The 19,463-nt window shown below is 52.3% G+C and carries 18 protein-coding genes; 9 read left to right on the top strand and 9 right to left on the bottom strand.

From position 1 onward, the window contains the following. Positions 1-7: 7 nt before the first annotated feature. Complete coding sequence (locus ACEVG1_RS16050; protein WP_374744733.1) at positions 8-1,000, top strand: PfkB family carbohydrate kinase; 993 nt, start codon at positions 8-10, stop codon at positions 998-1,000. An 84-nt stretch (positions 1,001-1,084) separates the two neighbouring features. Continuing rightward, the gene (locus tag ACEVG1_RS16045) at positions 1,085-1,726 is read left to right on the top strand and encodes a bifunctional 4-hydroxy-2-oxoglutarate aldolase/2-dehydro-3-deoxy-phosphogluconate aldolase (protein ID WP_374744732.1); all 642 of its coding nucleotides are present in this window, start codon (positions 1,085-1,087) and stop codon (positions 1,724-1,726) included. 285 nt (positions 1,727-2,011) lie between these two features. Here ACEVG1_RS16045 and ACEVG1_RS16040 read toward each other — a convergent pair whose 3' ends face one another. Next, positions 2,012-2,698 carry a hypothetical protein gene (locus ACEVG1_RS16040; protein ID WP_374744731.1) on the bottom strand — a complete coding sequence of 229 codons (687 nt, stop codon included), beginning with the start codon at positions 2,696-2,698 and terminating at the stop codon, positions 2,012-2,014. Further along, a complete protein-coding gene (locus ACEVG1_RS16035; protein WP_374744730.1) occupies positions 2,695-3,033 on the bottom strand; it encodes a PadR family transcriptional regulator in 339 nt (112 codons plus the stop codon). The genes ACEVG1_RS16040 and ACEVG1_RS16035 overlap by 4 nt, the downstream gene beginning before the upstream one ends. Positions 3,034-3,236: 203 nt before the next feature. Here ACEVG1_RS16035 and ACEVG1_RS16030 point away from each other — a divergent pair, with 203 nt between their 5' ends. The 4 genes from ACEVG1_RS16030 (at position 3,237) to ACEVG1_RS16015 (ending at position 7,761) form a co-directional block, all read left to right on the top strand. Further along, positions 3,237-3,719, top strand: a complete 483-nt coding sequence (locus ACEVG1_RS16030) for an RpiB/LacA/LacB family sugar-phosphate isomerase (protein ID WP_374744729.1) — start codon at positions 3,237-3,239, stop codon at positions 3,717-3,719. A 27-nt stretch (positions 3,720-3,746) separates the two neighbouring features. Further along, a complete protein-coding gene (gene zwf / locus ACEVG1_RS16025; protein ID WP_374744728.1) occupies positions 3,747-5,249 on the top strand; it encodes a glucose-6-phosphate dehydrogenase in 1,503 nt (500 codons plus the stop codon). A gap of 106 nt (positions 5,250-5,355) precedes the next feature. Beyond that, positions 5,356-6,075, top strand: coding sequence for a 6-phosphogluconolactonase (gene pgl / locus ACEVG1_RS16020; RefSeq protein WP_374744727.1), 720 nt, complete (start codon positions 5,356-5,358; stop codon positions 6,073-6,075). A 105-nt stretch (positions 6,076-6,180) separates the two neighbouring features. Next, positions 6,181-7,761, top strand: a complete 1,581-nt coding sequence (locus tag ACEVG1_RS16015; protein ID WP_374744726.1) for a calcineurin-like phosphoesterase C-terminal domain-containing protein — start codon at positions 6,181-6,183, stop codon at positions 7,759-7,761. 97 nt (positions 7,762-7,858) lie between these two features. Here the strand turns inward: ACEVG1_RS16015 and ACEVG1_RS16010 are convergent, their stop codons facing one another. The 4 genes from ACEVG1_RS16010 to ACEVG1_RS15995 all read right to left on the bottom strand — a co-directional run bounded on the left by ACEVG1_RS16010 (position 7,859) and on the right by ACEVG1_RS15995 (position 12,757). Beyond that, positions 7,859-11,242, bottom strand: coding sequence for a HEAT repeat domain-containing protein (locus ACEVG1_RS16010; RefSeq protein ID WP_374744725.1), 3,384 nt, complete (start codon positions 11,240-11,242; stop codon positions 7,859-7,861). Positions 11,243-11,488: 246 nt separating this feature from the next. Next, complete coding sequence (locus ACEVG1_RS16005) at positions 11,489-11,980, bottom strand: hemerythrin domain-containing protein (protein ID WP_374744724.1); 492 nt, start codon at positions 11,978-11,980, stop codon at positions 11,489-11,491. Positions 11,981-11,990: 10 nt separating this feature from the next. Next, positions 11,991-12,338 carry a DUF488 domain-containing protein gene (locus ACEVG1_RS16000; RefSeq protein WP_374744723.1) on the bottom strand — a complete coding sequence of 116 codons (348 nt, stop codon included), beginning with the start codon at positions 12,336-12,338 and terminating at the stop codon, positions 11,991-11,993. 23 nt (positions 12,339-12,361) lie between these two features. Next, entirely contained in the window at positions 12,362-12,757 is a 396-nt protein-coding gene (locus tag ACEVG1_RS15995; protein ID WP_374744722.1) for a group III truncated hemoglobin, read from the bottom strand. A gap of 275 nt (positions 12,758-13,032) precedes the next feature. Here ACEVG1_RS15995 and hflX point away from each other — a divergent pair, with 275 nt between their 5' ends. Continuing rightward, positions 13,033-14,241 (top strand): GTPase HflX, encoded by a 1,209-nt coding sequence (gene hflX / locus ACEVG1_RS15990; protein WP_374744721.1) that lies wholly within the window; start codon positions 13,033-13,035, stop codon positions 14,239-14,241. Then, positions 14,241-14,939 (top strand): lipoyl(octanoyl) transferase LipB, encoded by a 699-nt coding sequence (gene lipB / locus ACEVG1_RS15985; protein ID WP_374744720.1) that lies wholly within the window; start codon positions 14,241-14,243, stop codon positions 14,937-14,939. The genes hflX and lipB overlap by 1 nt, the downstream gene beginning before the upstream one ends. Here the strand turns inward: lipB and ACEVG1_RS15980 are convergent. The 3 genes from ACEVG1_RS15980 to ACEVG1_RS15970 all read right to left on the bottom strand — a co-directional run bounded on the left by ACEVG1_RS15980 (position 14,929) and on the right by ACEVG1_RS15970 (position 18,840). Continuing rightward, on the bottom strand, positions 14,929-16,428 hold the full coding sequence (locus ACEVG1_RS15980; protein ID WP_374744719.1) for a S41 family peptidase: 1,500 nt from the start codon (positions 16,426-16,428) through the stop codon (positions 14,929-14,931). The genes lipB and ACEVG1_RS15980 overlap by 11 nt on opposite strands. A 79-nt stretch (positions 16,429-16,507) precedes the next feature. After that, the gene (locus tag ACEVG1_RS15975; protein ID WP_374744718.1) at positions 16,508-17,347 is read right to left on the bottom strand and encodes an MBL fold metallo-hydrolase; all 840 of its coding nucleotides are present in this window, start codon (positions 17,345-17,347) and stop codon (positions 16,508-16,510) included. A 65-nt stretch (positions 17,348-17,412) separates the two neighbouring features. Further along, positions 17,413-18,840, bottom strand: a complete 1,428-nt coding sequence (locus ACEVG1_RS15970) for an L-serine ammonia-lyase (RefSeq protein ID WP_374744829.1) — start codon at positions 18,838-18,840, stop codon at positions 17,413-17,415. A 193-nt stretch (positions 18,841-19,033) separates the two neighbouring features. Between ACEVG1_RS15970 and ACEVG1_RS15965 the strand changes: the two genes are divergently transcribed. Beyond that, positions 19,034-19,393 carry a DUF5684 domain-containing protein gene (locus ACEVG1_RS15965; RefSeq protein WP_374744717.1) on the top strand — a complete coding sequence of 120 codons (360 nt, stop codon included), beginning with the start codon at positions 19,034-19,036 and terminating at the stop codon, positions 19,391-19,393. Positions 19,394-19,463: the final 70 nt, after the last annotated feature.

Genomic DNA, 19,463 nt, shown 5'->3' with positions numbered 1-19,463 from the left:
GCATCCCATGAGTAAACATCGTATACTTTCTTTTGGCGAGCTGATGCTGCGGCTCAGTTCGACCGGGTCCTCATTTTTGGCGAAAGATAGCCCCGTGGTTGTTTTTCCGGCCGGTTCCGAGGCTAATGTGGTCGCGTCGCTGGCGCAATGGGGTGTGCCGTGCAGCTACCTAAGCCGCATGCCCGACAATGAACTTGCATCACAGGCGCTGGCTGTCTTGACGGAACTCGGCGTGGACATATCTCCCACACTGTTGGAAGGGGATAGGCTTGGGCTGTACTTCCTGCTATCAGCAAATGGACTTACCAAAGGCGAGGTGGTGTACGACCGGAAATATTCGGCATTCAGTCAACTGCAACCGGGGACCATCGATTGGGACCATGTGCTCGACGGCTATACGTGGTTCCATTGGAGCGCGCTCACGCCGGCTCTTAACGGGTCGCTCGCGGCGGTATGTAAAGAAGCGTTGGAAGCGGCGCGCCGTAAGGGACTGGTGGTGTCCGTAGACCTCAACTATCGGAATAAACTGTGGGACTATGGCAAGCTGCCGATGGAGGTAATGCCGGAGTTGCTCACCTATTGTGATGTGGTAATGGGCAATATCTGGGCGGCGAACAAGATGTTGGGAACAACGGTACTCGAGACACTGGGCCGCGATACGCCGCCCGAGACATATTTCGAGCATGCCAAGGAATCGGCACGCGAAGTTTTTGAACGATTGCCGCAATGTAAACACCTGGCATATACCTTCCGCTTTATGGATTCGGCCACCCATAACTTGCTGTATGGTACGTATCATACGCGTGGAGGCGATTTTATGTCGGCCATACAGGAAACCAATAATGTAGTAGACCGCATCGGCAGTGGCGATGCCTTCATGGCAGGACTGATCTACGCACTGGTATCGGATAAGGACGAGCGGGGGATTGTAGATACCGCAACCGCTGCCGGGTTCAAGAAACTGTTTGTAAAAGGGGATTTCGGTAACGGGGATTTGTAGCGGAGCGGACCGTAGACTGCGCTTCAAATGGTGCGCCCCGGTAGTATGCAAAAAAGCAAACAGCAAAAAGCAAATGGCAAAAAAATGAAGAATACACTTGACCACATATTGAAATATCCGGTACTACCGGTTTATTATAACGATGATATCCAAACCTGCATAGACGTGGTAAATGCCTGTTATGCGGGTGGGATCCGGGTTTTTGAGTTTGTGAACCGTGGTGAGCGGGCTCCGGAAAACTTTTCGAAGTTGTTGGCGCACCAACGGGAGCATTGGCCCGAGCTGCTGCTGGGTATCGGTACCATCAAAACGGCTGCGGTAGCCTCAACCTACATCGAAATGGGGGCCGAATTTATCGTGAGCCCCGTGGTGAAGCCGGAAATAGCGGCGGTAACCCTGAAGCAAGGCATCCTTTGGGTACCGGGCTGCATGACGCCTACCGAAATCAGCATGGCCGAGGACTTGGGTGCACCGTTGGTGAAGCTATTCCCCGGAGACACGCTGGGTGCCGGATTCCTCAAATCCATCAAGCCGTTGTTCCCAACCATGCGGTTCATGCCTACGGGGGGAGTAAACCCCACAGAAGACAGTATCTCAAGCTGGTTCGGCGTCGGCGTAAGTGCGGTGGGTCTGGGCTCCAAGTTATTCGCTAAGCCCGAGGGTGCTACCGGATTCGACTGGCTCGCCGAACGTAGCAAGGCATTGATGGGCTGGGTGAAGAAGTAACTACGGCCAGCATAAGAGCAACACGAGGTAACCTACGGTAGAACATGCCAGGAAGCCACGGTTTTCAGTGCGACAAGGGCCGCGTTCGAACACCGGTGCTATCTCGTGTATATATTACAAGGAGAATTGCTCTCCTTGCAATTTCCTCTCATATTTGTCGACCTCTTTTAGTGAATTCCGTACCACTATCGCCGGCCATAGATAGCGTAAGCATATGGTTATACGCAGGAATCGTTTCCCACATAACAGTATAAGAGACGTGCGTATATTGGAATCGGTAACGCGTTATGTCTCACCGCCCATTACCGTAGGATAACGCTGCTCAAACTCCTGACACTGCCTGATGGCGAAACGGGAGACCCGAAAAAACGAAGCGAATAGAAAGGAGAACAACAGGATGATCGCCGTAAACAGGCTGGCCTGAAGCCAAAGGGGGGCGTCGGATTGGGGGATTTCCGAAAGGCCGCCTCCAAATTGAAGGAGGATGGTCGGCAGGAAAGCAAAACTATTGGTCACCTGTATGATCATCATTTTTCGGTACCGCCGCTTCAGTTTAAATTGGTACGCCGTTACACCGACGGCCAGTACCAGGTACGTGAAGCCGAAAATACCGATCAACCAGTTGGTGGCCACCATGAAGAAGAGCTGAAATAACAGGAAGGCAAACCCCGCTACAAGGATGATGGTTGGGAATGAAAACCACCGCTTGAATTCGAGTGCGAACTGATTGCGATATTTTTGCGTCAGTGACTTCATCATCGCTTCTTCGAGTGTGGCGAACCCGAATATACCGAACTCGCGGTGCGTCTGTGCCACAGCGTCTTCGAAGGGTAGCGCCGGATTTTCAGAACGCAGGTCTTCAACCCGGCAGGCTACATGGTCGATGATTTCCATCTGGAGGTCGAGCGCGGTGAACCCCCGCTTGCTGATGAACCCTTTGATGTAATCGAGTTGCTGGGAAGTGAGTTTCATGATACGGCTGGTTTAAGGTTCAACACTTGCTGCAATTTCTCGATAAATACGGCAGCTTCGCTCATTTTCTCTTTGACCTCGCCTTTCCCTTCGGTAGACAACGCATAGTATTTACGTACCCGGCCATCCACCAATTCGGTGCTCGTTTCGAGGAGGCCGTCTGCTTCGAGCTTATGCAGTGCGGGGTACAATGCGCCTTCTGTCAGTTTGAACTCGCCATTGCTCAGCTGTTTCACCTTTTGGGTGATTTCATAGCCGTACATTTTGTCGTGGTCTTCCAGCAGCTTCAGGATGATGGTCTGGAGCGTGCCTTTCAATAGCTTCGCCGAACTCATGCCACAAATATATGATTTTCTGATATACCTAAGAAAATTATGTATGATTTATTCGGCAGTGGCTGTCTAGAAAAAATGACACGGTACAATCATTTTCAAAATTAAACGGCATATTTGCTATCAAAAATTGATTTTTTGGCTATCTTCATCGCCTGTTTGGCAAGGCATCAAGATGCCATGGGCAGGTTACATTTTACCCGTTGATGATGAAAGTAGGTATTGCAGCAGATCACGCCGGTTTCGAACAGAAAGAACAACTGATGGCCAAGCTGATTGAGGCGGGGTATGAGGTGTGCGATTATGGTGCAAAGACATACGACCCGGCAGACGACTACCCGGATATCATTGTGCCCTTGGCGCTAGCTGTGGCCAGCAAGGAAGTATCCCGCGGAATTGCGGTATGCGGCAGCGGTGTGGGGGTATCAGTGGCGGCCAACAAGATTCCGGGTGTACGGGCGGCGTTGATTACCGAGACCTATTCAGCCCGCCAAGGGGTAGAGCACGACGACATGAACTTGCTTTGCCTGGGCGGACGGGTGATTGGGCCCATGTTGGTTTGGGAATTGGCTACGGCTTTTCTGCAAGCGGAATATGATGGCGGCGAGCGCTTTGAACGGCGCCTACAGAAAGTCATTGCATTGGAAGGGCAACTGAAGCCGCGGGAAGATGGCCAAACGGATAATTAGTAAGAACAAAGGTGTATTTAAATCAACATGAAGTCAAATAAAAAGCTGGCGCCCACCATTATCGTTATCTTCGGTGGTACGGGCGACCTCACCAAAAGAAAATTAATCCCGGCGTTTTACAACCTCTATATCGATGGGTGGATGCCCGATAAATTTGCCATCATCGGGCTGGGGCGTACCAAGCTCGAAGACGATACCTATCGGGCGCACCTGCATGACGGATTGGCGGAGTTTTCCCGGAAGGGGAAGCCAGACGAGAAGCAATGGGACCAATTCAAGACAACCATTTCGTATTTTGAGTCGAACATCAATGATCCCGCTGCCTACCAAGGGTTGGGGGAAAAGCTCGACGCGTTTGACAAGGAGTGGGGCGTAAGGGCCAACCGGTTGTTTTACCTGTCGATCGCACCGCAATTCATTGAGTCGGCAACCCTGAATATCAGCAAGTACAAGCTTGCCGATGTGCCGGAGGCAGACCGGATTGTCGTTGAGAAGCCCTTCGGTTACAACAAGGAGACCGCCGTAGCGCTTAACGAACTTTTGGGGCGGACATTCCAGGAGGAGCAGATTTACCGCATTGACCATTACTTGGGTAAGGAAACGGTACAGAACATCTTAGCGTTCCGTTTTGCGAATGCCCTGTTTGAGCCGTTGTGGAACCGCAATTACATCGATTACATCCAGATTACCGTGGCCGAACAGGTCGGCGTGGAAGATCGGGGCAGCTATTTTGAAAATTCGGGCGCCCTGCGTGACATGATACAGAACCACCTGTTGCAGGTACTGTGTATGGTGGCCATGGAACCGCCTATTTCCTTCCAAGCCGAAGAGATACGGAACCGGAAGGTGGATGTGATGCGGGCAATACGGCGCCTGAAACCGGAAGAAGTGCACAAGTATGCCGTGCGGGGACAGTATGGCCCCGGGTGGATAGGGGGTAAACAAGTGCCGGGCTACCGCGAAGAGCCCGGGGTTGACCCAAAGTCTAACGTAGAAACCTATGCGGCGGTTCAATTATTTATCGATAACTGGCGTTGGCAGGGGGTGCCGTTCTACCTGCGTACCGGCAAGCGGATGCAGGAAAAAACCTCGTCCATAACCATCCAGTTCCGGCCCGTTCCGCATTCCACTTTTTCCGCATCGCAGGCGGGCAACCTGATGCCTAATCGGCTAACCATCAACATCCAGCCTACGATGGACATCCGGCTGCGCTTTACGGCCAAGAAACAAGGGCTGGAGATGAGCCTCAACCCGGCGGAGATGGTGTTCGATTACGACACGTGTTCCACACAAACTCCGGAAGCCTACGAAACGTTGCTGCTGGATGCCATGCGGGGAGATACCACGCTGTATATGCGGTCTGACCAAGTGGAAGAGGCATGGGATGTCATTACCCCGATACTGGAAACATGGGAAAGCCGTGATTCATTGGATTTCCCCAATTACGCGGCGGGCACGTGGGGGCCTGAAAGCGCCGAGGCGCTGATTGCCCGGCAAGGGCATATCTGGGCGCTGAACCTGCATACATAACAGGAATGTTTTTTTGTTAGGTTGTTTTTCCGTTGGCCGGTTTGGCGACCGGGGCAAAAAAGCAAAAAGCAAAAGGCAAACAGCAAATAGCAAAAGGCAAAATAGCATGGTAAAGAAATTCAACGATTTGGAGCAGCTCAATGAAGAGGCTGCACAACTGTTCATACAGGCGGCGCGGGAAGCGATTGAAAAAAACGGTCGCTTTACTGTCGCCCTGACTGGCGGATCCTCTCCTGTAGGCCTTCATCAATTACTGGCTTCCCCTGCCTATCGCGACCAGGTACAGTGGGATCGCGTATTTGTTTTCTGGGGCGACGAACGGTGGGTGCCGTTAGCTGATGAGCGCAGCAATGCTCGGATGGCATTTGAAACGCTGCTGGACCATGTTCCGATTCCAAAGGAGCAGATTTTCCCGATGTGGGCAGACGGTACATCGCCCGACGATTTTGCGCATGCTTATGAGCAGACGTTGCGGAGCCATCTCCATGCCGGCGGCCACTTTGACCTGGTGTTCTTGGGCATGGGTGCGGATGGCCATACGGCATCGTGGTTCCCCAATACCGGGGTACTCCACGAATATGACAAATGGGTAGCTGCTTATTTCCTCCATGCCCAGGATATGTACCGCGTTACGCTGACGGTACCGCTGATTAATCGTGCCGCTAAGGTGGCGGTAATTGCGTATGGCGCCAATAAAGCGGATGCCCTGTATGAAGTTTTACAAGGCGAACGCAACATTGAACGGTACCCGGCACAACTCATCGACCTGACCGTAGATGAGCGGGTGACCTGGTTTGTGGATGAAGCGGCGGCGGCGAAGATTTAAATCGACCGTGAAGTGTTGGTTTAACGATATGGTAGCAAATCGTTAACGCAAACATGGGTTTGGAGCCGTTTATTTGTTTTTATAAATATGTAAAGACAAATGACCTTGAAAAAACTAGTTACTGTCCTTCTGATGCTGGTTTCCAGCAACTTCTTGTTCGCTCAGTCTACTGTGAGCGGATATGTTTATCATGATGCCAACGGCAACGGTCAGCGCGACAGGCGGGAGCCGGGTGTTGCCGGGGTTTCGGTAAGCAACGGTATCCAGGTAGTCACCACCGATGCCAAGGGTCGCTATGAGCTGCCGATAGGCCAAGACAATATTGTTTTCGTCATCAAGCCTTCCGGCTATGCCGTTCCTACGGACGAGAACAACTTGCCGGAGTTTTATTACATCCATAAGCCGAATGGTTCGCCGGAACTGAAATATGGTGGGGTAGCACCTACGGGCCCGTTGCCGAAGTCGGTAGACTTTCCCTTGATTCAGCATGCCGAACCTGTGGATTTCACGGCCTTGGTTTTTGGGGACCCGCAAACCTACAACGAACAGGAGGTTGCTTATTTCGCTGAAGGGGTGGTCGCTGAATTGGAGGGGATAACAGATGTAGCCTTCGGATTGAGCCTGGGGGATTTAGTGGGTGATCACCTCGTTTTGCATAATCCTTATCTGAAGGCGACCGCCCAGGTGGGGATACCTTGGTACAACCTGATGGGCAACCACGATATGGATTACGATGCATCCGCCGATTCATTGGCCGACGAAACGTATGAGGCTAGCTTCGGGCCTGCCAACTATGCTTTCAACTACGGCGATGTACATTTCATCGTGCTGGACGACATCTTGTATCCCGATCCGCGCGATGGAAAGGGATACTGGGGCGGTTTCCGCAAGGATCAGCTGGACTTTGTGGAAAATAATCTGGAACACGTGGATAAGGACAAGCTGATTGTATTGGCTTTCCATATCCCGTTGCTGCATAACAACGAGCAATCATTTCGCAATGCCGATCGCCAGCGGCTTTTTGACCTGTTGGCAGACTATCCCCATACATTGTCGCTTTCAGCCCACACGCACTTGCAACGCCAGAATTTCTACGGTAAGGAAGATGGCTGGCGGCAAGATAAGCCCCACCACGAATATAATGCCGGCACTACCTCGGGCGATTGGTATTCCGGCGAGCTGAACGGGCAGGGGGTACCCGCATCGACCATGCGTGACGGCACGCCGAAGGGATACGCGTTTCTCCGTATCCGGGGCAACCAGTATGCCATTGACTACCAAGTGGCTGGGGAGTCCAAAGATTTCCAGATCAAGCTTTTTCATCCGCAAGTGGTTGCCAAGGGGCGGGGAACACAGGCTGGTGTATTTGCCAATTTCTTTATGGGGCACGAAGGCAACACGGTGGAATACCGCATAGGCGATGGCGAATGGCGGCCGATGGTTTATACGGAAGCGCCGGACCCGGATTTCCTACGGCAGTTGTACCGCTGGGATACCACGGATGAACTGATGCCGGGCCGCCGGCCATCCAATGCAGTGAACAGCACCCACCTATGGCGCGGCGATATTCCCACGAATCTACCGGTGGGAGCGCATCGGATAACCGTACGGGCTACGGATATGTTTGGACGGACATTTACGCAGGAAAGTTCCTATTCGCTCGCTGAGCCGGTAGCTGTGCGTTAACGGGTTTTTGTTAATAATCCACCTAGTACACCCGCGCATCGGTATGATGGCGGGTGTTTTCGTTGCGACAGGTGCAACACGTACTGTGATACACGAATCAGTCGTCTTTCAGCGTAGCCAAAAAGGCAACCACATCCCGGATTTCGCGTTTGGAAAGGATGCCCTTCATATCCAGCATGCTGGATGGTGAGAAGGTCTTCTCCTTGATGCTGTTGTGTGGGATGATCCGGTCGGGTTCCTGCCCTTTCTTGATTTTTACGCCACGGGCGTCCTCTCCCTGGAAAATACCTGATAGTTGCTCCCCATCGTTGAGCACGAGCATGACGATGCCGTAACCCGGCGCGATACGCTTGCCGGGATCGATGAGCGACTCCAGTAACTGCTCGCGGGAAAGCCGGTTGGCTACGCCATTGAGCTGCGGCCCGGCATTCCCCCCGCGGTCGTCATACGCATGGCATTTCATGCACTGTGCCTGTTGGTGCTGGAAGAATACCCGCCGACCCCGCCAAACGTCGCCGCCCTGGAGGCTGCTGGCATAGGATGCCATGAGCTGGTCTGGCGAAAAGTGCTCGCTGATGGCCTTGTAGCGTGCTGCCAGTGGTTCGGCATGGGTACTGTCGATGGCTTCGCCCAATTCGAGATAAACCTCCGGATTTAACCGGCCGGCCTCCATATCGTCGAGCAGCTTGTCGAAAAGGGACTTGGAATGCGCCAACGGTATCTTGCCCAGTGTAATGATGGCTGCTTGTTTTTCTTCGGTGGTTTTGGTATTGACAACGTCTGCCAACAAGTCGACCATGACGGGTTTGGCGATGGCCATATTTTCCAATAGGTCCAGCGCCGCTACGCGCAACGATTTTTCAGGGTCGGCCAACGCGAACTTGATTGCTTCTTCCTGCTGGGGAGCTTCGAGGGCTACCAGTGCCGAGAGGCATTCTACCCGCATAGCCGTTTCCTTATCGGCCTTTAGGCTGGTTAACAAGACGGGGGCGGCCTGTTGGATATGGAGCTTGTTGGCAGCTTTGGCGGCGCTGAGCCGCACCGTGAGCTCCCGGTCGGTAAGCAAATCGATGTATGTATTTGCCGTTTGGTTTTTCAGTGCATCTACGTCGCGCTCAATGGTGCCGCGGTAGCGGCCGTCTACACGGTCAACGACGGAAGGCTTGGCCCAAGTACTCAACGTGGCCAATGCTTCGGCCCGCATAGGGGCGGGATGGCTGCCGTTTTGGGCATATCGGATAAGCTGTTGCACGTTGTGGTCGTTGCCTACGCGGAGGTTGGCATTGATGATGCGCCGGGTGAGTGCCTCATTCGAGAACGATGTCGTATTGAGCAGATCGGCGAGAGCGGGCAGCGCCCCGTCAATCGAAAGGTCGTCATTGATGGCTCGGGCTGTTTCGGTGACGATAAATTCGTCGCTGTCGTTGAGGAACCGCGCGATACCGGGATTGCCCATCCGCCGCAAGGCTACCACCGCTGCAATGCGCAACGCCCGCGAGGGGTTGTCGGCCAATGCCAGCAGGGGCTCGGCGTTGCCGATACGGGCCAATGCCAATGTGCCGGCATGCCGTAGGTAAGCGTCTTCCTCGTCATTGGCCTCAAGCATCGCGAGGATAGGGTTCACAGCAGCCCCATATTGGATGCGCCCGAGTGCTTCGGCCGCAAAAAAACGGGGGCGGCTTTGGGCATCGGCCAGCAGAGATACGAGGGCATCACCTGCTTCCCCATACCGGATATCACCCAGCCATTTGGCAGCTTGTGCCCGTATCTCCGGATCGGGATCTTGCAGTAGGGGAATGAGGGTGGCGGCATTCTGTTTATCCTGCCGCGCCAGCTGGCTGATGCCCCAGATGGCATGTACACGCGCCAGCTGGTTGTCCTTTTGGGCAAGTGCCTGCTTGAAGATTTCCAGCCCTTTACTGCCACGCTTCACCAAGGTAAACTGTGCCTTTTGGCGGATGCGCATATCTTCGTGGCGCAGGAGGTCACCCAGCTCCGTTTCGCTTTTGCTGGTGAAATCTGCGGCGAGCAATTTCTTAACTTCGGCACGGATCGCTTGCGTGGCCCCATCGGCATCATCCATTTTCCAAATGCGGCCGTAGTCGTGGGTGCCCCATCCATCAATCCAATCGGCCACGTACAGTGCGCCATCGGGGCCGAAGTCGAGGCCGGTGGCCAAAATACCCCCAAGCACCTTTTTATGCTCGCCCAACTCGAAGGTGGCGCCTTTGGGATTCAGCTTGAAGCTGTGTATACCTGAGCTCGCGGGGTTACCGACGAACTCTGCGACGAAAAACGTCTGTTTATACCGTGGACCCAACGCGGTGCCAGGGTTGTAAACCACGCCGGCAGGGCCGCTCACGAAATTGCTGATACAGGGCGTGATGTATGCCGCTTGCCCTTCGAAGCGCGGGAGGTACATTTTCTCGTCCATCCATACTTTGTAACCATTATTGTCGGGGTCGCTGTATTTCCCATACTGCCAGTTGCTCCGCCAGCCGGCATCCGAGCCGTTGACAATATACACCAAGCGTTCCTTTTCGCCCGGATGGTCGCCATCATTGTCTTCGCTGATGATGTTGCCATACTCGTCAAACACAAACTGGTGGGTGTTGCGTAGGCCATGGGCAAAGATTTCGAAATCGCTGCCATCGGGGTTGGCGCGTGCAATGACACCCGAGTTTGGGTGTTCCCATTTGGTGCCATCGGGTCCTTCACCGTTGAAGCCGATGTCGCCGATTTGCCAATACAGGCGGCCGTCGGGTCCCATCTTCACGCCCGACATGCCGTGGCCGCTGAAACCCACATGTACACCATATCCGTGTGAAATGGACGTTTTTTTGTCGGGAATACCATCGCCATTGGTGTCTGTGAGCCGCCACAGATCCGGGGCCACGGCGAGGTAGAGGTCATCACCATCGGCAAAAACACCGCCGGCCACGTCGGTAATCTCCTCGTGGAAGTCATCCACTACCAGTTGCGCCCGATCAGCCACACCGTCGCCGTTAAGGTCTTCGGCGCGGTAAACCTTCTCCCGCTCGATGGTGAGGTCGCGCCAGTCGTGCGAGCCGTCGCCATTGAGGTCGGCCAGCCACGTGTTGCGCGCACTGTTCTCGGGGGATAGTTCCTCACGCAGGAATGCACGCCGGTCTTCCACGGTGCGGAAACTGATGGAAGGGATTTCCCACGCACGATGGCCGCGGATGTCGAATTCAGAATTTTTCTGCCGGTCTGTGGTGGTGTAGAATAACCGGCCGTGATCGTCGATATCGATAGCGATGGGCGAAATAACCAGGGAGTCGATACCCCACAATTTCAGGGTGAGGCCACTATCCAATTCCGCATTTACCTGGCCTTCAATCGTGGCCGCAAATTCGGCGGTTTTAGCAGGATCCATTTCCTTCACCGGCAAATCGGCCGTTTTTTGCTGGCAACTCCCGAAGAGGGTTGCGGCAGCAAGGACGATAATCGTTTTGTTCATTTAAGTATACTTTCAGTTCGTTTTGCAACCCCGGATTAGTAATGGTAAAACCAACATTTATTCGGTTAGCTGGGCTAATATAAGAAGTTTTATGGTAAAAGTGGTTTTAGCCAACGCTACATTGTGCTTCACTAGGGGATAAAGTTGTTTTTTTATGGAGCAGGGTGTGGATATTTCGTTTGCATATTACCCATCAGGGAATCCCAGACGTTGCAGTTGAGTGAACCGGCGGGGCAGTTGGATTGGCTACTTACCGTTCGATGATGCCGTATCGATCCAAAACTCATCTTCCCAATCGTCGCAGTGGGTGTGTTGATTATGATGTTTGTCTACCAGCGCGAGTTGTTGGGCCGTAGCTATTTTTTGCACTTCGTTGAATAGCACCCGTTCCTCGAAGCGGATATGCCTGTCCAGCTCTTCTTCAATCAAGTTCAACGACCGCCAAACCTCGGTATCGTCCGAAAATAGCCGCTTTAAGCGGCGATGTTCACTGAGGGCTTTCTTTACGAGTTCATGCTCGTTTCCCAGAATGGGAAAAATGTATTTTTCTTCGATAGCGAAATGGTCGGTCAGGTGGGTGTCCCAGAACCAATCGGTGTATCGCTTGATCCGTTGAAGGGCTATATTCCGCTTGAAACCCTCACGGATTTTCCAACATAGCAGCAGGCCATGGTGATGGTCGCGGCTCACCGCTTTGAGATAGGGGTCTCTTTTTAAGGGTTTGGCTTGTTCGGTCATCACGAGGCAATTAGGATTCCAACACTTGCTTTAACACCACCGCTTGGTTGTGGTGTTCGTCTTTTGCCGCATACAGTAACGTTACCCATTTTGTTTTGGCGATGTCCCGCAACCGATCGAGATCCTCGGTTTTTGCCGTGAGTTCCTCGCGGTACCGCGTAGCGAACGCTTCGAAGCGGGGTGGCTGGTGGTCGAACCACTGGCGTAGCTCCGATGAGGGTGCAAGGTCTTTGTTCCACTCATCAAGCTGAACGGCGTCTTTCCGCTGGCCCCTGGGCCACAGCCGGTCTACCAAGATGCGATAGCCGTCTTCCTTAGAAGGCGCTTCGTATATGCGTTTTAGTTTGAACCCATCCATAAGCAATTGGTAGCGTATTCAGGCTATAACAGTGGCTTGGCGGTGCTATTTCTGTAATACTCAATTTTATAGAGGAACATTTCGGCCATCCGGTCACCCTGCCATTTCGCCCGCTCGGCCTTTTCACCAATGAAATAGGTATCGACAGTCTGCACAAACAGTTTCATCCATCGGTCGAAATGGCTCTTTTCGACGGGTAGTTTGGCATGCGGCACGAAGGGACTACCAAAATAAGTATGGTCGCCCAGTAGCACAGTTTGCCAAAACCGGTACATTTTCTCCAAATGTTCGGGCCACCGATCCTGGATGACACGATTGAAAATATCTTTCAGTAGATCATCTTCGCGCACTTTATCGTAGAAGCTGTCTACCAACAGCTTGATATCATCAATATCTGATATGTTCTTTCTTTTTTCCATTGCAACCCCTTTGCCGTTGATGGCCCTTTGCTCCAATCAGTTTTCCAAAGATACGAAAGCTTCCTATTTAAGACAAATTTGTCTTAAATACAATTGGGCGGGCACGTCGCTATTGCCCTGTTGGGAAATTACGTGGTTTTCCCAAAAACCTTTACCTTTGCACTTTGTTAATTACCGAAAGGCCATGTAATACCCCACTACATTACCATGTTTTGTTTGGCACTCGAGGTCGCCAAACGGTTTTTAGTTTCTTACTTTTATTTTTTTTTGACTACATGGCAAGACAAGAGATTTTTGACACCGCTATACAACCCGAGACCGCTATATTGGTAGGTATCATCCTGCCCGATGAAAGCGACGAAAAGGAGCAGGAGTACCTGGAGGAATTGGCTTTTCTGGTCGATACTGCCGGGGGCATCGTGAAGGAGGTATTTACACAGAAACTCCACCACCCCGACCGGGCCACGTTCGTAGGTTCGGGCAAACTGGACGAGATAAAGGCGTATGTGGAGGCAGAGGAGATAGACATCGTGGTATTCGATGACGAATTATCGCCTTCGCAACTGCGTAACATCGAAAAGGAGCTAAAGGTGAAAATCCTCGACCGCAGCAATCTTATCCTCGATATATTCGCCCGCAGGGCCAAGACGGCCCAAGCGAAAACGCAGGTGGAGCTGGCGCAATTGCAGTACCTGCTGCCGCGGCTTACCCGCATGTGGACCCACTTGGAACGCCAGCGTGGTGGTATCGGGATGCGTGGACCCGGGGAGAGCCAGATCGAAAGTGACCGCCGGATGATCCTCAACAAGATTTCCTTATTGAAAGAGCGGCTGAAAGCCATTGATAAGCAAGCCGAAACCCAACGTAAAAACCGTGGCCAATTCATCCGTGTGGCTTTGGTGGGCTACACGAACGTGGGCAAATCGACCATCATGAATATGGTTTCAAAATCGGACGTATTTGCAGAAAACAAGCTTTTCGCCACATTGGATACGACGGTGCGCAAGGTGGTCATCGAAAACCTACCCTTTCTGCTCTCAGACACGGTGGGTTTCATTCGCAAACTACCCCATCACCTAGTGGAATGTTTCAAGTCGACATTGGACGAAGTCCGGGAGGCGGATGTGCTGTTGCATGTGGTGGACATTTCGCATCCGAGTTTCGAAGACCATATCCGTGCGGTGAATGAAACACTGAAGGAGCTGGGGGTGCTAGACAAACCCGTGATTACCGTGTTCAACAAAATCGATGCTTACCGCGGCGAGCAGGCGGCGTACGATTCGGGTACGGAAACGGAAGAAACGGAGGGCCGCCCGGTTTTACTGGACGATTTCAAGCGCAGTTGGATGGCCAGGCACAATAGTCCGGCGGTATTTATATCAGCCACCGACAAGACCAACGTGGATGAATTCCGGAAGCTACTGTATGAAACCGTGGTTGATATGCATACGAAGCGGTATCCGTATGATAATTTGCTGTATTGATGAATCGGACCGTTGTTTTCGAGGATTGGGGTTTACTGGACTATCAAGAGGCCTGGAACAAGCAGGAAGCCCTGTTTGCTGAAGTGGTAGCGAAAAAGACGAAGAACAGGTTGGAAGGGACGGCACTACCTACTACTAACTATCTTGTCTTTACGGAGCACCCGCATGTGTATACGCTGGGCAAGAGCGGTAAACCGGAAAATTTGTTGTTGGATGAGCGTGGCTTGCTGGAACGGCAGGCCACGTTTTACAAGATAAACCGCGGCGGCGATATTACGTACCATGGGCCGGGACAAATCGTAGGCTACCCCATATTGGACCTCGACAATTTCTTTACCGATATACACCTATATCTCCGTACGTTGGAAGAGGCGGTTATCCGCACATTGGCCGATTACGGTATCGAGGCAGGGCGTTACCCGGGTTATACCGGTGTGTGGCTGGATGCCGATAATGACCGCGCGCGGAAAATCTGTGCGTTGGGTGTGCGTGCCAGCCGCTGGGTAACCATGCATGGTTTCGCGTTTAACGTGAATGCCGATTTGGATTATTTCGGCAATATCGTACCCTGTGGCATAGACGACAAGGATGTAACCTCGATGCAGCGGGAGCTGGGCGGCCCACAGGATATCGGTCGCGTTAAAGCACGCTTAAAAAGCCATATCGCCGATTTGTTCGGGATGGAGCTTATCGATTAAGTGGCTTTTTGAACCGGTCCCCGATATCAACCGGGAACGACCGGTTAAGGCGGTCTTCGAAACCTTCTACGGGTATCGCCTGCAACGACTGCGCTGTGCGCATTTTGGCGCTCATTGTTTTAGATGTGGTTGGCGGCGCTACGCTCGGATCGATCAGACTTATTGCCTGGGCCAGAAGCGGATCGTCAAGTGAGCCGATGGGTGCCCAGGGTAAGTAATCCCATTCATCAATCTCATACTCCGGCTCCAGCCCGTCGGGATAATCACCGAAACCTGCTTTGTTGGCCAATTTGACAACAATCGGTTGGATACCCCATTCAATCTGGGGCGGGTTGCGCTCATCTATGATGGTAATGGAACCTTCGTTTTTGCCCACGGTCGTTTCACCGATATGCACCACATTTGCATCCTGTAAAAATGGCCTGAGGTTGTTGATAACCAACTCGCTGGCCGATGCGGAATAGTTGGTTGCGATGATATATACTTTTGATAGGTTGAGATTAAGGGCCTCGATGGCATTGATAACCTCGTCGGCACTCGCGACCTCCTCCGGGTCGTCGGAGTCGCCCCCGAATAGGTCGTAATAGGAATACGCTTCCGTGCCATAGTCACTGTTGTACTTGTACTGGATGAAGGTTTCCGATTTGTTAAAGTTCGCCTGGATTAACCCAGACATAATTGCCGCAATCCAGATACCTCCGCCACCGTTATACCGTAGGTCGAGCACGAGGTCACTAACACCAGCAGTTTTGAATTTGTTGAATGCATTCAACAGTTCATTGGGCTGGTTATTCAGGAAACGATTGTAAAACAGGTAGCCTACTTTTTTGCCGCCGGGTGTATGGATGACCGAATCTTTGTGTATGGCTTGCTCTTGGAAGCCCGTTACGGGGGTGAGTTCTATCTCGGCGCCACGTACAATTTGATCGTTTTCGTTAATGTGGGCAACTTGAACTGTAAAAGGACTGGAACCGTAGTAGGCATTTAATACGTTTTGGTAATTATTTACGGTCATCGCCTGACCGTTGATTTCGGTGATGATATCGCCACGCTTAATGCCTGCTTTATCAGCCGGCGACCCTGCCAAGGCGTAGCGGACGGAGATGATTACATCGCCCGCTTGGTTTATCCGTATCAACCCAATACCCAGCCCTACTGTCGTGGAGACGCCGGAAAGGTTATCCTCGAGATCTTTGGCCAATTCAATCCATGAGAATCGGTCGTCCCGATGTAAGATGGTTTCGAAAAAGGCTTCGGGGCCGAGTTCAAAGTCAAGGCTCCCATCGCCCGGGATGGATGTGTTCCAATAATAGATATCGCGCATATTCTCGACCACCCATTTATTGGTCGTTTCGTTTTCTGAAGGCGGTTGCGGTTCTTGTGGGTCTCCCTTGATTTCCTTTTTGCAGGAGGCGGCAAGAAAGAAAACCAATGCCAACGTCAGTACCGATCTTATTTGCCGTTGCCAGCTTAATGGAGGTGTGTGCATATCAGAGAAATAAAAGCCAAATCAAACATACCTAAAAATCTCAAGAAAAACAGTGGGGGCAACAATTTGTTTCAAGGGTTTATCCCGAAATGTAGTGGTAGCTTTGCGTAACTTCGATTTCAATACGGGTCTCTTCCACAATATGGGCCGGCGCTCCACCGATCTCATACACCGCCGTCTCCGAATAACGACCGGCAATCACGATTTCGGTGTCGCCGCGGTGTTGGTGGAAGAGTTGGTATACCAAATCGGGGTCGTTGTTATCGCGTGAGAGGTGCGATAAGAACAGGTGGCTAAGCTTCGGTGGTCGGTGCGTGGTAAATAATTCCAGCGCTTCGGTATTGGACAGGTGCCCGTACCCACCACGGATGCGGTTTTTCAGAAAAATTGGGTAACGTCCCTGCATGAGCATATCCGCATCGTAATTGGCTTCCAGAAAAACCGCATCGCATCGGCCAAAGAAATCGGCTACCTGCTCGCAAACCCGGCCGATATCTGTGAAAACCCCAACAGCACACCCATCGCCTTCGATGAGGAAGCTGTGTGGGTCTGCCGCATCGTGGTATTTCCGAAAAGAGGTGATGGCAAGATTACCTACTTCAACGACCTGCATATCACACAGCGGATGCAACAAGCGCTCGGGGATTGCCAACTTGCAACCCCGTCGTGTACCGTTGGTGAGAAAAACGGGAAGCTGGTATTTGTTGGCCAGCACGCTGAGCCCCTTCACGTGGTCAGTATGCTCGTGCGATACAAAAATGGCTTTCACATTTTGCAGGGAGAGCCCCAGCTTTGCCATGCGCTTCTCAATCTGGCGGCAGGATATCCCGGCATCAACCAGTATAGCCTCGTTGCCATTGCCCACATAATAGCAATTGCCATTGCTGCCCGAAGCGATTGAACTGATGAAAAGCGGCATGGTACAAAGTACGGTTAAAAAAGGAGGAAGTGCAACAAAAAAATGAGCCGATGCTGTGCCACCCTTCAACACTCCGGCAAGCTAAGCGGAATGTTGACTGCCAAACCGCCATCTGCCGTCTCCTTGTATTTGGCGTTCATATCCTGGGCGGTCTCCCACATGGTCCGTACCACGGCATCAAGGCTTACCTTGGCCTTGTCGGGGTTTGATTGCAGCGCCAACTGCGCTGCCGTGATGGCCTTGATGGCGCCCATGGTGTTACGCTCGATGCACGGCACCTGTACAAGTCCCCCGATGGGGTCGCAGGTGAGGCCGAGGTGGTGTTCCATGGCTATTTCGGCTGCCATCAGCACCTGCCGTTGTGACCCGCCCAGACTTTCGGTAAGGGCACCTGCCGCCATGGCGGAAGAAACTCCGATTTCTGCCTGGCAACCACCCATCGCCGCGGAAATCGTAGCGCCCTTCTTGAAAATGCTGCCAATCTCGGAGGCTGCCGCGATAAACCGGATAATATTGTCTTCATGCAACCCGTCGTGGAACACGATATAGTACTGTAATACCGCCGGGATGACCCCTGCGGCACCGTTGGTAGGTGCGGTGACTACCCGGCCGAAGGACGCGTTTTCCTCGTTGACCGCCAACGCCCAACAGCTTACCCAATCCAGCGTGTACTGAAAATTATCGCCCCCGGCGCGGATGGCCGCTATCCAGCTGTGGTAGTCGGAGTAGGGACGGCCAGCCATCAACTTCTTGTTAAGTTTGCAAGCCCGCCGCTCTACCTGTAGTCCGCCGGGCAGCATACCGGTGGTGTGGCATCCACGGTAAATGCAATCACGTATGGTGGTGAATAACTGGCGGATGCCGAGGGTCGTCTCTTCTTCCGTGCGCCATGCCTGCTCGTTTTCCAATACCAATTCGGAAACTTTCAGCCCGGTTTTCATGCACCACACCAATAGGTCATTGGCTGTCTGGACGGGGAAAGCAAGGTCGAGTTCGTTGTGTGCTCCACCATTGTCGCCCTCCTGTATCACGAACCCGCCGCCTACAGAGTAATAGGTTTCGCTCAATGCCGTTCCGTCGATGAACAATGCTTGAAAGGTAACTGCATTAGGATGAAAGGGAAGGCTTTCGGTGTAAAGGAACAGGAGGTCGTCGGCATAACGAAAAGGTATTTGGTGCGTGCCGCCCAACGGTAGGCGCTGCTGCTGTTTAATTTGGCTTACCCGAAGGGGTACCTCCTCCACGGCGATGGTTACCGGGTCGACACCGCTTAGCCCAAGCAATACCGCCACATCCGTACCGTGACCAACCCCTGTTTTGGCCAACGAACCATAAAGCAGGATTTTGACGGATTCGGTCTTCTCGAGCACCCCCTCAGCGGCTAGCCGCCCCGTAAAACGCTGTGCTGCACGCCAAGGTCCCAGGGTGTGCGAGCTCGAGGGGCCGATGCCAATCTTAAACATATCGAAAACCGAAATCTGCTCCTTGACGATCATAATTTTGGATTGAAGACGCTTTTGCAAAGATACCGCTTTATTTGTGCTTTGGTAGTGATGTGCTCGAATGGCCGCCCCTTTGTGTCATATGGGGGTTGCAATTTTCAAATTAACCCTTATCTTTGAGTTGAAATACAGGCAAATACCAATTAGACAACTGTTTCACTTATAACTTCAAATTTTAAGAACCATGGACAATTATGGAAATTATGATGCCGTAGGGGGTGGCCTGCTCGCCGGTATGGGCGTGGCCACGATGCTTTTCTACCTAGCGATCCTTGTTTTGTATATCGCCGGCTTTTGGAAAATATTTGAGAAGGCGGGCAAACCCGGTTGGGCAGCCATTGTCCCGATTTACAACATGATCATTATCGCGGAAATTGTGGGTAAGCCGATTTGGTGGGGCATTGTGGCGGCATTGGTGCCGTGTGTGAACATCGTGTTCAGTATCTGGCTGATGAATTTGCTGATGAAAAGCTTCGGCAAGGAGGTGCCTTTGTGGACTGTATTGACCGTGTTTTTCGGTTTTGTTACCATTCCTGTTCATTAGTGTCCCATTAAAATCCAAAATAGTTCTTTGAAATATTTGAAATATAGTTAGTTACAGAGGTTTTTCAAGC

This window comes from Parapedobacter sp. 2B3, from assembly GCF_041925275.1.
In the GTDB taxonomy this organism is placed as follows: Bacteria; Bacteroidota; Bacteroidia; order Sphingobacteriales; family Sphingobacteriaceae; genus Parapedobacter; species Parapedobacter pyrenivorans_A.
Note: the sequence above shows the minus strand (reverse complement) of the source record. Positions and strands in the feature narration are given on the sequence as shown.

Bases quoted from the DNA above. Each gene is read 5' to 3' on its own strand.
- ACEVG1_RS16050 (WP_374744733.1), top strand. From the start codon at position 8: ATGAGTAAACATCGTATACTTTCTTTTGGCGAGCTGATGCTGCGGCTC.
- ACEVG1_RS16045 (WP_374744732.1), top strand. From the start codon at position 1,085: ATGAAGAATACACTTGACCACATATTGAAATATCCGGTACTACCGGTT.
- ACEVG1_RS16040 (WP_374744731.1), bottom strand. From the start codon at position 2,698: ATGAAACTCACTTCCCAGCAACTCGATTACATCAAAGGGTTCATCAGC.
- ACEVG1_RS16035 (WP_374744730.1), bottom strand. From the start codon at position 3,033: ATGAGTTCGGCGAAGCTATTGAAAGGCACGCTCCAGACCATCATCCTG.
- ACEVG1_RS16030 (WP_374744729.1), top strand. From the start codon at position 3,237: ATGATGAAAGTAGGTATTGCAGCAGATCACGCCGGTTTCGAACAGAAA.
- zwf (WP_374744728.1), top strand. From the start codon at position 3,747: ATGAAGTCAAATAAAAAGCTGGCGCCCACCATTATCGTTATCTTCGGT.
- pgl (WP_374744727.1), top strand. From the start codon at position 5,356: ATGGTAAAGAAATTCAACGATTTGGAGCAGCTCAATGAAGAGGCTGCA.
- ACEVG1_RS16010 (WP_374744725.1), bottom strand. From the start codon at position 11,242: ATGAACAAAACGATTATCGTCCTTGCTGCCGCAACCCTCTTCGGGAGT.
- ACEVG1_RS16005 (WP_374744724.1), bottom strand. From the start codon at position 11,980: ATGACCGAACAAGCCAAACCCTTAAAAAGAGACCCCTATCTCAAAGCG.
- ACEVG1_RS16000 (WP_374744723.1), bottom strand. From the start codon at position 12,338: ATGGATGGGTTCAAACTAAAACGCATATACGAAGCGCCTTCTAAGGAA.
- ACEVG1_RS15995 (WP_374744722.1), bottom strand. From the start codon at position 12,757: ATGGAAAAAAGAAAGAACATATCAGATATTGATGATATCAAGCTGTTG.
- hflX (WP_374744721.1), top strand. From the start codon at position 13,033: ATGGCAAGACAAGAGATTTTTGACACCGCTATACAACCCGAGACCGCT.
- lipB (WP_374744720.1), top strand. From the start codon at position 14,241: ATGAATCGGACCGTTGTTTTCGAGGATTGGGGTTTACTGGACTATCAA.
- ACEVG1_RS15980 (WP_374744719.1), bottom strand. From the start codon at position 16,428: ATGCACACACCTCCATTAAGCTGGCAACGGCAAATAAGATCGGTACTG.
- ACEVG1_RS15975 (WP_374744718.1), bottom strand. From the start codon at position 17,347: ATGCCGCTTTTCATCAGTTCAATCGCTTCGGGCAGCAATGGCAATTGC.
- ACEVG1_RS15965 (WP_374744717.1), top strand. From the start codon at position 19,034: ATGGACAATTATGGAAATTATGATGCCGTAGGGGGTGGCCTGCTCGCC.